The sequence below is a fragment of the Streptomyces sp. cmx-4-9 genome (genome assembly GCF_046548835.1).
Classification (GTDB): Bacteria; Actinomycetota; Actinomycetes; order Streptomycetales; family Streptomycetaceae; genus Streptomyces.
In genome coordinates this window covers 669,967-684,631 of sequence record NZ_JAEBEE010000002.1, presented here as the reverse complement: position 1 = coordinate 684,631, position 14,665 = coordinate 669,967, and the positions used below count along the sequence as shown (strand labels likewise).

The 14,665-nt window shown below is 73.9% G+C and carries 11 protein-coding genes; 6 read left to right on the top strand and 5 right to left on the bottom strand.

Annotated features, from left to right (window positions below; translation table 11 throughout):
• Window position 1: 1 nt before the first annotated feature.
• Window positions 2-709: a hypothetical protein gene (locus tag ACLJTM_RS09160; RefSeq protein WP_411102933.1), complete on the bottom strand. Its 708-nt coding sequence runs from the start codon at window positions 707-709 to the stop codon at window positions 2-4.
• A gap of 228 nt (window positions 710-937) precedes the next feature.
• Between ACLJTM_RS09160 and ACLJTM_RS09155 the strand changes: the two genes are divergently transcribed.
• Window positions 938-3,031 (top strand): discoidin domain-containing protein, encoded by a 2,094-nt coding sequence (locus ACLJTM_RS09155; protein WP_411102932.1) that lies wholly within the window; start codon window positions 938-940, stop codon window positions 3,029-3,031.
• A 93-nt stretch (window positions 3,032-3,124) separates the two neighbouring features.
• Window positions 3,125-3,736, top strand: a complete 612-nt coding sequence (locus ACLJTM_RS09150; RefSeq protein WP_411102931.1) for a TetR/AcrR family transcriptional regulator — start codon at window positions 3,125-3,127, stop codon at window positions 3,734-3,736.
• Between the two features lie 14 nt (window positions 3,737-3,750).
• Here ACLJTM_RS09150 and ACLJTM_RS09145 read toward each other — a convergent pair whose 3' ends face one another.
• Window positions 3,751-4,374: a DinB family protein gene (locus tag ACLJTM_RS09145; protein WP_411102930.1), complete on the bottom strand. Its 624-nt coding sequence runs from the start codon at window positions 4,372-4,374 to the stop codon at window positions 3,751-3,753.
• Between the two features lie 158 nt (window positions 4,375-4,532).
• Here ACLJTM_RS09145 and ACLJTM_RS09140 point away from each other — a divergent pair, with 158 nt between their 5' ends.
• On the top strand, window positions 4,533-5,399 hold the full coding sequence (locus ACLJTM_RS09140) for a dienelactone hydrolase family protein (RefSeq protein WP_411102929.1): 867 nt from the start codon (window positions 4,533-4,535) through the stop codon (window positions 5,397-5,399).
• Between the two features lie 42 nt (window positions 5,400-5,441).
• Here ACLJTM_RS09140 and ACLJTM_RS09135 read toward each other — a convergent pair whose 3' ends face one another.
• Complete coding sequence (locus tag ACLJTM_RS09135) at window positions 5,442-6,140, bottom strand: TetR/AcrR family transcriptional regulator C-terminal domain-containing protein (protein ID WP_411102928.1); 699 nt, start codon at window positions 6,138-6,140, stop codon at window positions 5,442-5,444.
• Window positions 6,141-6,934: 794 nt separating this feature from the next.
• Window positions 6,935-7,138 carry a cold-shock protein gene (locus ACLJTM_RS09130; RefSeq protein ID WP_411102927.1) on the bottom strand — a complete coding sequence of 68 codons (204 nt, stop codon included), beginning with the start codon at window positions 7,136-7,138 and terminating at the stop codon, window positions 6,935-6,937.
• A gap of 488 nt (window positions 7,139-7,626) precedes the next feature.
• Between ACLJTM_RS09130 and ACLJTM_RS09125 the strand changes: the two genes are divergently transcribed.
• The 3 genes from ACLJTM_RS09125 to ACLJTM_RS09115 all read left to right on the top strand — a co-directional run bounded on the left by ACLJTM_RS09125 (window position 7,627) and on the right by ACLJTM_RS09115 (window position 12,660).
• A complete protein-coding gene (locus ACLJTM_RS09125) occupies window positions 7,627-9,573 on the top strand; it encodes an ATP-binding cassette domain-containing protein (protein ID WP_411102926.1) in 1,947 nt (648 codons plus the stop codon).
• A 110-nt stretch (window positions 9,574-9,683) separates the two neighbouring features.
• Window positions 9,684-10,421: a hypothetical protein gene (locus tag ACLJTM_RS09120; RefSeq protein ID WP_411102925.1), complete on the top strand. Its 738-nt coding sequence runs from the start codon at window positions 9,684-9,686 to the stop codon at window positions 10,419-10,421.
• A 55-nt stretch (window positions 10,422-10,476) separates the two neighbouring features.
• Entirely contained in the window at window positions 10,477-12,660 is a 2,184-nt protein-coding gene (locus ACLJTM_RS09115; protein WP_411102924.1) for an FUSC family protein, read from the top strand.
• A 136-nt stretch (window positions 12,661-12,796) separates the two neighbouring features.
• On the opposite strand, the gene ACLJTM_RS09110 is transcribed toward ACLJTM_RS09115, so the two are convergent.
• Window positions 12,797-14,521 carry an acyl-CoA dehydrogenase family protein gene (locus ACLJTM_RS09110; RefSeq protein ID WP_411102923.1) on the bottom strand — a complete coding sequence of 575 codons (1,725 nt, stop codon included), beginning with the start codon at window positions 14,519-14,521 and terminating at the stop codon, window positions 12,797-12,799.
• Window positions 14,522-14,665: the final 144 nt, after the last annotated feature.

Below are 14,665 nucleotides of genomic sequence, written 5' to 3'. Positions count from 1 at the left end.
GTCAGCAGCCGCTGGGCGCGGACGGCGGGACGAAGGTCGCCGCGAGCACCCGCTCGGCCGTGACCTTGACGTCCATGGCGCCGCGGCCCGCGGAGGTGAAAGACGTCGGCATGGTGAGGTCGCCGGGCAGTTCCGCCTCCGTGATGTCGGCTCCGGTGTGGACGACCGACAGCGAGCCGCGGCAGGCCGCGGACTGCGGCGGCACGCTGCCCTCGACGATGCCGTCGGCCGGGCCGACCGTGAGGACGGGCCGGTCCAGGAAGACGTACCGGAACTCCGTGGCGGCCGGGGAGGGCCGGGGAGGGCCGGACGACGCCCCGGAGCGGTCGACGTCCACCCAGTAGCGGCTGAGCGTCAGCTTGACCGCGGCGCAGGGACGTTCGCTCGACTCGGGCGAGAAGTCCAGCCCGTCCCCGTCGATCTTGAGGGCTTTGCTGCCGTAGGAGCCGCTGCCGCTCTTGAGCCGGGCGAGGTAGGTGCCCAGTTCCTGCGGTCCCATGCCCGAGGTGTCCACGCACGGGGCTGCGGGCTGCGCGGAGGTCGGGGCGGGCGGCGCGGGTGCAGGGGTCGTGGCGGGCGGCGGGGACCCCGTGGAGGGGGAGGCCTTGCCGGCCGCGGCGGGTTCCGCGCCTCCCGAGCAGCCCGCCAGGGCGATCAGGGCCGCGCCGAGTGCGGTGGCGGCGGCCGTCCTGCTCCATCGGTGACGCACGGGCGCTCCGCTCCGGTGGTCGGGGTGTGCGGTCCCCGCCATGGTGGCAGGCGACCACCCCGGACGCCGGTGCTTCGCGACCTCCCGTGCCACCGAAACATTCTGACGTGTCATCAGGTCATCCGTCCCGGACTCTTGACTCTCCGGGCGGGGGTCGGGATTCTCGACCCAACATTTGCGCGGGCCATGACAACTTCATGTGCCGTCCGCCGACGTGAGACGTGAGTGATGACCATGACTGGACACCCGCACCAAAGGAAACGGCCGAAGATCCGGCGCAGTCCCCTCGCGGTGCTGACGCTCATCCTCGCCGTGGTGGCCTCCGTGCTCGGCGCGGCGGCCGGCTCCCCGGCCCCGGCCGCCGACCCCGGCTGGTGGAATCCGGTCGCGCGGCCCGCGCCCGACTCCGGGATCAACGTCACGGGCGAACCGTTCAAGGGGACCGACGCCCAGGGCCGGGTGCGCGGCTTCGTCGACGCGCACGACCACATCATGTCCAACGAGGGCTTCGGCGGCCGTCTCATCTGCGGCAAGCCGTTCTCCGAGCAGGGAGTGGCGGACGCGCTCAAGGACTGCCCTGAGCACTACCCCGACGGCACGCTCGCCGTGTTCGACTTCATCACCAAGGGCGGTGACGGACGCCACGACCCCGACGGCTGGCCGACCTTCAAGGACTGGCCCGCCCACGACTCCCTGACCCACCAGCAGAACTACTACGCCTGGGTGGAACGGGCCTGGCGCGGCGGCCAGCGGGTGCTCGTCAACGACCTCGTCACCAACGGGGTGATCTGCTCGGTCTACTTCTTCAAGGACCGCGGCTGCGACGAGATGACCGCCATCCGCCTGGAGGCTCAGAAGACGTACGACATGCAGGCCTACATCGACCGGATGTACGGCGGCCCCGGCAAGGGCTGGTTCCGCATCGTCACCGACTCGGCCCAGGCCCGTGACGTGGTCCAGCAGGGCAAACTGGCCGTGGTCCTCGGGGTCGAGACCTCGGAGCCCTTCGGCTGCAAGCAGGTCCTCGACATCGCGCAGTGCAGCAAGGCGGACGTCGACCGCGGCCTCGACGAGCTGCACCGCCTCGGGGTGCGCAGCATGTTCCTGTGCCACAAGTTCGACAATGCCCTGTGCGGGGTCCGCTTCGACGAGGGCACCCTCGGTACGGCGATCAACGTGGGCCAGTTCCTGTCCACCGGGACGTTCTGGCAGACGGAGAAGTGCACCGGCCCCCAGCACGACAACCCGATCGGCCTGGCCGCGGCGCCCGCGGCCCAGAAGGAGTTGCCGCCGGGCGTCACGGTCCCCTCGTACGCCGCGGACGCGCAGTGCAACACCCGGGGCCTCACCGACCTCGGCGAGTACGCGGTGCGCGGCATGATGAAGCGCAAGATGATGCTCGAGGTCGACCACATGAGCGTCAAGGCGGCGGGGCGCGCCTTCGACATCCTGGAGTCCGAGTCGTACCCGGGGGTGATCTCCTCGCACAGCTGGATGGACCTCGACTGGACCGAGCGGGTCTACAAGCTCGGCGGCTTCGTCGCCTCGTACATGAGCGGCGCCGAGGGCTTCAGCGCCGAGGCGAAGCGGACGGACGCGCTGCGTGACAAGTACGGCGTCGGCTACGGCTACGGCACCGACATGAACGGCGTCGGGGGCTGGCCCGGCCCGCGCGGGGCGGACACCCCGAACCCGGTGCGCTACCCCTTCCGCAGCACCGACGGGGGCTCCGTCATCGACAAGCAGACCACCGGTGCGCGCACATGGGACCTGAACACCGACGGCGCCTCCCACTACGGCCTGGTCCCCGACTGGATCGAGGACATCCGGATCGTGGGCGGACAGGGCGTCGTGGACGACCTGTTCAAGGGCGCCGAGTCGTACCTGACCACCTGGGGCAGCTCCGAGAAGCACCGCTCCGGGGTGAACCTCGCCGCGGGTTCCGGCGCCTCGGCCTCCTCGGCGCAGTGGTGGAACCCCTTCGTGGACTACTCGCCGGGGCGCGCCGTGGACGGCGATCCCGGCTCACGCTGGGCGAGCGAATGGAACGACAACCAGTGGCTGCGCATCGACCTCGGTTCCGCGAGCCGGATCGCGCGTCTGACGCTCGACTGGGAGGAGGCGTACGGCAAGGCCTACCGGATCGAGGTGTCGACGGACGACGCGAACTGGCGGACGGTGTGGTCCACGGAAACCTCTGACGGGGGCCTGGACACGGCCCGGTTCTCCGGGGTGTCGGCCCGCTACGTCCGTGTCCAGGGCCTGCGGCGTGCGACCCAGTGGGGCTACTCCCTGCGCGAGGTCGGCGTCTTCAGCAGCTGACGCGCGGCGCACCACCAGAGCAACGGCCGGGGCCGGCCGGATCAGCTCCTGATCCGGCCGGCCCCGCCCTGCACGGCAAGGAGAGGAACCACCATGGCTCGCAGGCCCTCGGCCGAACGGCGCCGCCAGCTGACCGAGGCCGCGATCCGCGCGATGACCCGGGACGGTGTCGCCCGGACGACGACTCGGTCGATCGCCGCCGAGGCGGGTGTGTCGCTGAGCGTCTTCCACTACTGCTTCGACTCCAAGCAGGCCCTGCTCGAATCGGTCATCACCACGATCACCGGCCACTACGTCGGCGTGGTGAAGGAGGCGATCCAGCCCAAGGCCACGTTGCGGGAGACCGTCCGGGCGGGCTTCCGGGCGTACTGGGACCACGTGGCAGCGCATCCGGGCGAGCACATGCTCACCTACGAGCTCACCCAGTACGCCCTGCGCCAGCCGGGCTTCGAGCACCTGGCCCGGCGGCAGTACGAGTTGTACGCGGACACGTACACCGAGCTCATCGAACACCTCTGCCGCGACCGGGACTTCGCGCTGCGGATCCCGGTGCCCGCGCTGGCCCGCTACCTGGCGGCCATGACCGACGGACTGACCCTGCACCTGCTCGTCCTGGGGCCCGAGGCGGCCTCCGCGGACCTCCTCGACTCGATCTCCGAGCACGTGGCCGGACTCGTCGGGGACCCTCCGGAAGGGGCTGCCTGAGCGCGGCCGGCCGGTCAGCGGCGCCGGGCCCGGTACAGGTCGCGGAGCAGGGCGATCTCGGCTCCGTGGTGCAGCAGTTCCTGGTTGACCCACCACACGATGTCCACGAACGGCTCCTCGGCGTCGCTGCCGTGCGGGTAGGTGGAGTACCCCACGGTGTCGAGCGCGGCGTCGTCGACGTCCAGCAGCGCCTTCCGCCAGGCCCGTGCGCCCTCGCTGAAGGCCTGCACCGCCTCCCCGGCGCCACCGGGCACCCGGTGGTCGTCACGGGTCAGCACGTGACGGCCGGCGGTGTGGTCGGCGCGGAGCGCCACCATCTCGCCGAGGTGGCTCAGCCGCCAGGCGAGCGTGGTGAAGGGCGGCGGCCACGGGTGCGGGTAGGGGGCCGCGTCCCGGCCCCAGTCCCCGTCGCGGGCGCCGGCCAGGAACGTCGCGCGGGCCCCGGGCCTGTCCGTGCGCCGCCGGACCGACCAGCAGTCGGGCACCGGCTCCCAGAAGAACTCCTCGTCCGTCAACGGGCCGACGCGGGTCTGCGCCCCGTCCCCGCTGTCCGTGACGGGGCCCGCCAGCCGTCCCGTGAGGCGCTCGCACGCGAAGTCGAACTGCTCCAGCAGCGGCGCCAGTCGGGCTGGGATCACGGATGCTCCTCGGTGGACGGCGGGGGCCCTTCGGGCCGGTGCGCGGCCCGCCACCCTGCCACGGTGCGGCCGCCGGGCGCACCTCCGTTTCCCCCGGGCCTACGGACCGGTAACTTACCGGGTGCCCCGGAAGGGCCCACCCGAGGGAGCGCCGGCGCATGGCAGACCACGATCTGACGGGTTTCACCCGGAGCACGTTCACCCATGGAGGCACCACCCGCCGGATCCTGCGCCGCGGCACCGGGCCGGCGGTGATCGTCATGGCGGAGATCCCGGGCATCACCCCCAAGGTGCTGGAGTTCGCGGCGCAGGTGGCGGACACCGGCTGCACGGCAGTGCTGCCGGTCCTGTTAGGCACCCCCGGGCGCGATGGGCACCCCGGCGCGCACGGCTGGCCGAGCGCCGCCCGGTACACCGCCGCCTCCCTGTGGCAGGTGTGCGTCAGCCGGGAGTTCACGCTGCTGGCCACCGGGCGGACCTCGCGGGTGGTGGGGTGGCTGCGCGCGCTGGCCGCCGCGGAGCACGAGCGCTGCGGCGGCCCCGGGGTCGGCGCCGTCGGCATGTGCCTGACCGGCGGCTTCGCCCTCGCCATGGCCACCGATGAACGGCTCCTGGTCCCGGTCCTGTCCCAGCCCTCGCTCCCGCTGGCCTGCACCAGGGGCCGGGCCGGCGCCGTCGACATCGCCCCCGCGGACCTCGCAGCGGTCCGGCGGCGCTGCGAACGGGATGGACTCCAGGTCACGGGCCTGCGGTTTCGGGGTGACCGGCTGTCCCCCGGGGCCCGGTTCGCCCACTTGCGGCGCGAGCTCGGCGACGCGTTCGTCGCCGTGGAGATCGAGGACGCGGCGGCGAACCCGGACGCCGTCCTGCGCCCGCACTCCGTTCTCACCGAGCACCTCGTGGACGAGCCCGGCGAGCCCACCCGCGAGGCGCTGGACACCGTACTCGACCTGTTCCGCACCCGGCTCCTGACGCAGGGACTCCCGGGTGCGGGGGGCGTCGTCGGGCCCGGCACGCCGCCCTGACCCGCCGGGCCGGCGGGCGGACGTCGTGGGTGTGGCGGGCGGTCAGCGGGTGAGTTGGCAGGCCAGGCCGTCGAGGACGAGTTCGAGGGCGTTGTCGAAATGGTCGTCGCGGATCGTACGGGGGTCCGCGGCCTGTGTGCCGGACTGCCCCTCGTGTGAGGCGGGGGGCAGCAGACGGGCGAGGAAGTCCGCTTCGGTCTGCCGGGAGCGGGCGACGGTGTTCAACCAGGCCAGCTCGGTGGTGACCATGCCGATGGCGTAGGAGTAGAGGGCGTTGATCGCGGTGCCGGGGTCGGGGAAGCCGGCGTTGGTGAACAGGGTGGACAGCCGCTGCGACAGGGCGCTGAGGTGGGGTCCCAGGTAGGCGAGGCCCGCCTGGCCCAGGACGGTGCACATCCACGGGTGACGCAGGGCGGTGGCCCGGAAGGACGCGGCGAAGTCGGTGACGGCCGTCCGCCAGTCCGCAGGGTCCTCGGGTGGCGGGGCGACCTCGCCGAGGACCTCGTCCAGCGCCAGTTCCATCAACTCGTCCTTGAGGGCGACGTGGCGGTAGAGCGAGGTGGCACCGGCGTTGAGGCGGGCGCCGAGCTTGCGCATGCTCAGCGCCTCGATGCCGTCCGCGTCGAGCATGGCGATCGCCTCCCGGACGATCAGCGCCCGGCTGAGGGCCGGCTGGCTCGGTGCGGGCTTGGCGCGCGCCCAGACGGACGGGATGGCGCCGGCCTTCGGCTGTGCCGCCATGCGGCTCCTCTGCTGATGCGTACGGTATTCGCATAGAGGGTATATCCCGCGCCTGCACGCGCCGCCGAGCTCCAGGGGGGCTCCCCCGAGACGGATGCGCAGGACAGATGCGCGGGGACACCTGCGCGGGGACAGATGCACGGAGCCGCCCGGCCCGCCCCCGAGCAGGTCGGGTGGCTCTGTGCTGTCTGGGCTGCCCGCCCCGCCCGGGCACCGGTTTCATGCCGGCGCCGCGCCACGGAACCGGGCCCCATGGCAGGCCGCCCGGAGGGAGCGGCACGGCCGCCCCCGGCTCCGCTCCAGCGTTGCCGCACCCCCCGGGCCGAACGGCCTCGCCCCCCCGGAACGAAGACGTCCGAACCGGCCCGGCCTGCCACGCGCACACTGTACGCAGCAAAGAACACCGTACGCAAATGAGCCCGGAAACCTCATGGACCAGCACGAAGAGGCCCGGCGAGTACGGGCGGCGAGGGGCGCAGGGGTGGCGGGCGCGCGGACAGCGCGCTTCGGCCGGGGGCCGCCGCCGGCAGCCCAGGGTGCGTGCGGACCAAGACCCGGCCCGGGCATCGGGCGCCCGCCCCACCCGGCGGCACGGACTCGCCCCCGGCCGCGTGAACCCGGCGGGCCGGGGAGGCAGCGGCGGCGGCGTGCCGGCCGGCCCGTGGTGGAGCCTCCGTCCGCGGGCGGCCGCCGGGGCCGGCCCTGACGCGCCGACGGCGCCGCGCAGCTGGGTGCGGGCGCCGCCGGACAGCGGGTGCGGCCGGCCGATGAGTGCGGCCGGACGGCGGGTGCGGTCAGGCGCGGATGATGTTCTCCGCCTGCGGGCCCTTCTGGCCCTGCGTGATGTCGAACGACACCGTCTCGCCCTCCACCAGCTCGCGGTATCCGTTGCCGGAGATGTTCGAGTAATGGGCGAATACGTCCGGTCCTCCCCCGTCCTGGGCGATGAACCCGAAGCCCTTTTCGGAGTTGAACCACTTCACGGTGCCGTTGGCCATGCCTGTCCCTCTGCCACGTCGGTGTGCGGCCCCCGGAGGCGGGCCGCGCCGCCCCCGGTCAGGGGCGCCCGATCCAGTCCTCCCCTGCCGGACGCCCCGCTACACCACCCCATCGGATCCCGTGCCAACTCCCCTGACGACGACCGCCGTCGGGGCCCCAGCCGCGGGCCGCAAACCGCCGGCGACGGCCCCGGGCCCCGATGGGCGGGTTCCGGCCAACCTCACTCCTCCCCGGGTCCGTGCCTGCGGCCTCCGCCGGATCCGGCCCCCCGGACGGGCCGCGGCTGAGGCCGTGACAAGGTCGGCCAGATCCCGCTGCTCCGGCCCGCCGGCTGCGCTGTACTCACTCCTCCCAGTTCCCCCACCCCCGTGGACCGCCCCCTCCGCACACCGCGGCGCCGGGCCGCTCCGCCCTGTCCGGGCACGGGTGAACCGGGGCCAGTGGCACGCCAGTTGATGCAATCGAAGGCAGTCGAAGGAGCCGCAGCATGTCCGAGAAGCACGCCGGTCCGCCGGCCGGGCAGCCGTCCCGGCAACCCGGGACGAGCACCACAGCCGCACCCGCCGCACCCGCCGTACTCCCCGAGCCCCCCGCCCCGGCCGAGCTCACCTACACCTGGGGCCGGCACCACCGGACGATGGAGGCCCTCTCGCTCGGGCAGATGGCCCGGCGCGTCCCGGCCGCCCTCACCCAGACCGCCCGCCTCGCACTCGCGGTCGACCGACGGGTGTTCTGCGTACTCGTCGCCGCCCAGGTCCTCGGCGGCCTCTGCACGGCCGCGGCGCTGGCCGCGGTCTCGCGGGCCATGGTTCCGCTGCTGACCGGCGGCGGCGTCGAGGAGCGGGTCACGGCCGCCACCGGGCCGCTGGTCCTCGCCGCCGCGATGACGGCCCTCGGCGCCCTGTGCTCCATCGCCACCGGCAGCGCGGCCCGCCGGCTGACCCCGCGGATGGCCACCCTCGCCGACCTCGCCATGGTCGACGCCCACATGGACGTGGAGCTCGCCGCCTACGACGCCCCCGACTTCACGGAGCGTTCCGAGGCCGCCGAGACCGGCTCGGCACGGTCCGCCATGCTGCTGCAGGACGCCCTCGGCTTCACCGGCGGCCTCATCGACATGGCTGCCGTCGCCTCCGTGCTGACCGTCGTGCACCCCGCGCTCCTGCCGCTGCTCCTGCTGTCGGTGGTGCCCCGGGGCCTGGGCTCCGTGTACGCCGCCCGGCTCGACCACACCCTGCACAACCAGACGATCGCCTCGCGCAACATCAAGCACATGATGCGCTGGCACCTCACCACGCCCAAGCTGGCCGACGAGCTGCGCGGCAACGCGATGCGGCCGTACGCCCACCACTGGTACGCGGCGGTCTGCGAGCGCATCGACTCCAAACTGGTCGGCTCGGCGCCCCGCTACCTGGCCGTGTACCTGGCCGCCGCGGCCGCATCGGGCCTGTTCGTCGTCGCCACCTACGGGGCCCTGGCCGCGCTCCTGCTGGGCGGGTACATGGCGCTGGCGGCGGCCGGCACCGCGATCGTCGCCATGCGGACCTCGACGGCGGCACTCGCTTCGCTGGTCGTCTACGGGGCGGCCATGTTCCAGCACGCCCTCTACCTGGGCGACTACGCCACCTTCATCGAGGAGGCCGCCGAGCGGTCCGGGCCGCGCGGCCCGCAGGTGGTGGAGGCCGCACCGGAGAAGATCCGGCTGGAGGAGGCGACGTACACCTACCCGGGCAAGGACGCGCCGGCGCTCGGGCCGGTCTCGCTCACCCTGGCGCGGGGCGAAGTCCTCGCCGTCGTCGGGGAGAACGGCGCCGGGAAGTCGACGCTGATCCGCCTGCTGACCGCGCTGACGGCGCCGACCACCGGGACGGTGTCCTGGGACGGCGTGCCCACTTCCGACGCCGATCAGCGCACGGTGTGGCAGCACGTCGGCCTGGTGACCCAGAGCTACGGCTCGTGGCCGTTCTCCACGCGGGAGAACATCACGCTGGGCCGTCCCGACCCCCGCGGGGAGGAGGCCGTCTGGGAGGCCCTGGACGCCGTCGGCATGCGGACGGCCGTCGAGGGGTTCCCGCACGGTCTGGACACGCTGCTCGCCCGGTCGTTCTGGGGTGGCCACGAGCCCTCGGGCGGCCAGTGGCAGCGCCTGGCCTGCGGCCGGGCCTTCCACCGGCGGCCGGGGCTGCTGGTCATGGACGAGCCGACGAGCGCGATGGACCCGCGCGGGGAGCACCGGGTGTTCGCGGGTCTGCGGGACATGAAGGAGGACCGGATCACCGTGATCGTCACGCACCGGATGGAGAACTGCCGGCTCGCCGACCGCATCGTCGTGCTGGACGGCGGCCGGATCGCGGAACAGGGCTCCTTCGCCCAGCTCGTGGCGGTGCCCGGCGGCCGGTTCCGGGAGCTGTACGAACTCGCGCAGGACCGGTGAGCCGCTGAGCCGCCGGCCCGGCGGGGCCGGGCTCCCGCGGCCGGGACCCGGGGGCGCGCGGCACGGGTAATCTACCCCGGTCAAGATCCACACGAGGGGGACGATCAGCAGTGAACAGAGAGCAGGAACCCGGGTACGGCAGCCAGGCCCCTCCCCCGGAAGGCTGGCACGCCGGCCCCGCCTCCGGTGCGGCGCCCTCGGGCGCCGGCGGCGGCTCCTCCCACCGGACCGCCTGGATCGGGGCAGGTGCGACCATGGTGGCCGCGGTGATCACGGTGTTCGGCGCCTACCTGCTGACCCCCGGCAAGTCCGCGGCGCCCAGCACCCCGCCGGCGGCGCAGCCCCCGGCTGCGCCCTCCCCCTCGGACGTGGTCGCGGCCCCGGCCTCGGCCCCGGCTCCGGCGGCCCCCGAGGCGTCGGGCGGCACGCCGGCGGCGGGTGCGCTCGGCCCCTCCCCCGCGCCGAAGACGGCCGGCACCGTCCGGTGGGAGGGCTCCCTGGTGATCGCGTACGCCGAGGACAAGGACCTGGATGCGCAGCCGCCGACCGAGTCCGAGGTCAACAGCGACAACGACTTCAGCGTCTTCGAGTTCGCCGGGCGCAAGCTCCGGCCCGAGCGCGGGGCGAAGGCGCTGGTGTGGACGGACACCGGCACGACGCCCTCGTACGCCGACTGCGCGGCCGCGGTCGAGACCCGGGGCACGGGCAAGGAGATCAGCCTGAAGACGGGCATCACCGTGTGCGCGAAGACCAATGAGGGCAAGGTCGCGCGGTTGACCGCCAAGGAGACGGCCGGGCAGGCTTCCGACACCCGGGGCACCTTCGACGTCGTGGTGTGGCAGGGGTGACGGGTCCGCCCGCTCCGTAGTGGTGGGTTCCGGCCGGCGGCCCGATCATGGGGTCATGGGCGCCGAACGTGACGGCGGCGCCGGCCGGGGTCCTTCGACCACGGCCCGGCGCGCCCTCCGCACCACCCTGGCCGCGTGTGCCGGCTTCTTCCTGTTCCTCTACGGGCTGGATGAGCCGGTGGCGGCCACCTACGCCCTGTTCTCGGCCGTCTCGATGGCGGCCCTGTCCCACATTCCGGGGACCGGGCCCCAGCGGGCGGCCGTCCTCGTCCGGACGACGCCGCTGGTCTGGGCTCTGGTGACCGTCGGCACCCACCTCGCCGTACGGACCTGGAGCGCCGTGGCCGGGATGCTGGTGATCGGCTTCCTGCTGGCTTTCGCTGCCGCTGCCGGGCCGCGGGCGGGCGGCGCCGCTCCGGGGCTCCAGCTCCTCTACATCCTGCCGTGCTTCCCGCCGTACGCCCCCGACACCCTCGGCGAACGGCTGGTGGGCGCGACCGTCGGCTTGGCGCTGCTGATCCTCGCCGAGCTGTTCGTGCTGCCCGAGGTACGGGGTTCCCCGTACCTGCGGCTGGCGGCCGACGCCGCCGCCACCGCCGAGCGCTGTGTGGCGGAGGTGGGCCGCGCGCCGTTCGTGCTGTCCGCCGCTTCGGCCGCGGCCGCCCGGGCGGCCGGCGAGAGCCTGCGCCCCTTCCGTGTGGAGGAGGCGGAGCGGCCTGCCGGTCCGGGTCTGCGGGACCGGGCGCTCGCCCACACGGGCCTGGCGGCGCGCACGCTCCTGGGACGGCTGGTGATCCTGCCTCCGGCTCCGGCGGTACGGCCGCCGCCGCAGGAGATGCCCGCGGTGCTGCCCGCGGTCCGCGCGGCCGTGGCGGAGGCTGCCGCCCTGCTCGCCGAATCCCCTCCGGGGGCGGCCGGGCAGGGGGCGGCGGCGCAGGCCCTGCAGCGCGTCCGGGAGGAGGCCCGGTCGGGGGACGGGCGCCCCCCGAGTGTGGCGTGGGGCCGGCGGCGCGCGGCCGTGCTGGAGGTCGCGGACGCCGCCCTGGCCTTCTCCACGGCGGCCCGGCTGGCGGTCGGGGGCCGCCGGGCGCTGTCGTCGGCCGCGTCCGATCCGGGCCGCTTCTGGTACGCCGCGCTGTGGGCGCCGCGCTTGTGGTGGCACCGGCTGGCGGCGCACGCGGTCCCGCGTTCGGTGTACTTCCAGAACGCCGTGCGGATCAGCCTGGCGCTCGCCGCCGCCCGCACGGTCGCCGGGGTGGAGTCGCTGCCCCACGGCTTCTGGGCGATGCTCGCCGTCCTGTCGCTGACCCGGACCACGGCGGCCCAGACCCGTACGGCCGTGCGCCACGCGCTGGCGGGCACGCTGCTGGGGGCGCTGGCCGCCGCCGCCGTCCTGGCCTCGGTGGGCGGGAGGACCACCGTCTACGCGATCGCGCTGCCGGTGGTCATGTTCGTGGCGTTCCTGGTGGGGCCGGTACGCGGCGTGGGCTGGGCGCAGGGCATGTTCACCGTGGTGGTGTCCTTCGCGTTCGCGCAGCTGGCGCCGGTGACCTGGCGGCTGGCCGAGGTCAGGTTCATGGACGTCCTCATCGGCAGTCTCATCGGGATCGTGTTCGGCCTGCTCGCGTGGCCGCGGGGCGCCCAGCTGGAGCTGCACCGGGCGGTCTCCCTGCTGCTGGCGCGGGCCGCCGAGACCGTGGAGGACACGACGGCCGCGGTGGCGGCGGGCCGGCCGGGGAAGGAGCCCGACGACCGGCCGCTCCAACTCGCGCTGTCGCTGGCGGAGTCGGCGTTTGCACAGTTCCAGAGCGAGCCCCGGCCGGCCGGGGGCCCGGTCTCGGACTGGCAGGCGGCCATGATGACGGGCCACCACGTGCTGTGGGGTTCACGGCGGCTGCTCGTCCGCGGCGGCCAGGCTCCCGGGCCGCAGGACGGTGTGTGGCTGCGGGAGCACGGCGCCGCGGTGGCCGCCGGCCTGCGTCAGGCGGCGCAAAGGGCGCAGCGGGCGGAACTCTCCGGCTCCGACGGACCGCACGGGTCCGTCGGAGCCGGTGGCCCCGCTGCCGTACAGGGGCCGGACCGGGCGCAACCGGTGGACGGGTCACGGGCGGACCCCTCGCCGCCGGACCCGGTGCCCGAGGTCGGTCCGCCGCGGTTCTTCGCCGCTGTGACCTGGCTGGATTCGCTGGGCAACGATGTCGTCCGGATGGCGGCCGCCGGCCGGCCCGTCACGGCCTGAGGGACCGCCGCGGGCGGGCGCGCACCTGCGCCCGCCCGCGGCGGGCAGGTCATGGGCGGTCCGTGGTGGACGACTCACCCGCGGGAGTACGGGACCGGGCCCGGCGGGCAAGCGCGGTGGGACGGGACGGGACGGCTCAGGGGGCCATCTCGTACGCCCCGGCCAGCGCCTCGACGCGCGCCCAGACGCGGGCGGCCCGGTCCTCGTCGACGACCGGGCGGCGGACGGCGCCGAGCGCCCAGCTCTGCTGTTCCGCGGTGGCCGAGTCCTTGCCGTACAGCTCGACGGCGTGGCCCGAGAAGTCCCGTACGAGGACGGAGAACAGCTCGTCGAGCACGTCCTGGTCCAGCCCGGACAGCTGTGCCTGCTCCAGGATCAGCTGGCCGTGCACGACCAGGGCGAACAGCTGGCCCACGGCCAGCAGCAGGTCGAGGTCGCGGCTCTGCTGCTCGTCGGGGGCGGCGGTCGTGACGAACTCGCAGAGGGCGTCCGCCTGTTCGCGGAAGCGCGCGACGTTGGGCACGTCGGCGTACGCGTCGTAGGCGGTGCGCCAGTCGTGGAAGCGTACGGAGCCGAGGCCGCGGGCGGGGCCCTGGCGGAAGAGGAAGGCGTCGTCGGCCGCGTCGAGGCGGGTCGGCACGGGCGCGTAGCCGGCCGGGTCCAGGAGGTGGTTGCGCAGGAACTTGAGGATCAGGGCGAGGTTGACGTGGACCGTGCCCTCCAGCTTCGGCAGGCCGCGGATCTCGACGGCCGCCTGGGCGAAGTAGGTGTCCTTCTCGAAGCCCTTGGCCGCGATGACGTCCCACATCAGGTCGATGACCTTCTCGCCCTCCGTGGTCACCTTCATCTTGGTCATCGGGTTGAACAGCAGGTAGCGGCGGTCGTCGGGGCCGGCGGAGCGGAAGTAGTCGACGGCGCGGTCGCTGAACAGCTTCATCCCGACGAGGCGGACGTAGGCGTCTGCCAGTTCGCGGCGCACGTGCGGGAAGGCGGTGACCGGACGGCCGTACAGGATGCGGTTCCGGGCGTGCGTGACGGCTTCGTACATCGCGTGCTCGCAGATGCCGATGGAGGCGGTGCACAGGTTGAACTTGCCGACGTTGACCGTGTTGAGGGCGGCGTCGAAGGCGGCGCGGCCGGTGTGCAGGACGTCGGCGGCGGCGACCGGGTAGTCCTCCAGCCGGAACTCGCTGACGTACTTGGAGGAGTCGACGACGTTCTTCACCAGGTGGTAGGCCGGGTGGCGGCTGTCGGCGGCGAAGAACACGTAGCCGTCGGGGCCTTCCACGTCGGTGCGGCGGCCGAAGACGGAGACCAGGCCGGCGGCATTGCCGTTGCCGATGTAGTACTTGGAGCCGGTGGCCCGGAAGCCGCCGTCGGCGGCGGGCTCCAGCAGCATGTCGGTGGAGTAGATGTCGGCGCCGTGGGTCTTCTCGGACAGGCCGAACGCGAACACCTCCCCCTCGGCAAGGAGTTCGGCCGCGCGGCTGCGGGCGGCGGCGTTGTCGCTCTGCCAGACCGGGCCGAGGCCGAGGATGGTGACCTGCCACGCGTACCAGTAGTCCAGGCCGTAGAAGCCGAAGACCTCGTTGAGGGCGGCGATGCGCGCCGTGTCCCAGCGCTTGTCCGGCTCGTCCTCGCCGGCGGCGGCGGAGGGGGTGAGGAAGGTGGCGAAGAGGCCTTCCTTCGCGGAGAACGCGAGGAAGTCCGCCAGCCAGGCGCGGGACCGGTAGTCCTCGATCAGCCGGCGCTTGCCGCGGCTCTCGAACCAGTCGACGGTCGCGCGCAGCAGCCTGCGGGTCTCCGGGTCGAAGTGCGCGGGGTCGTAGGTGTGCGGGTTGAACAGCAGCGGGTCGGTCATCGGGGGTCGCCTTTCGGGGGTCGTGGGCCCGGCGGTACTCGGCGGTACTCGGCGGATCGGGCTCGGGGAGGTCGGTCAGGGAGGCCGGGCAGGGAGGCCTGGCAGGTGCGTGCACGGCCGGTCGGTGCCGGGCCGCGGGGGGGG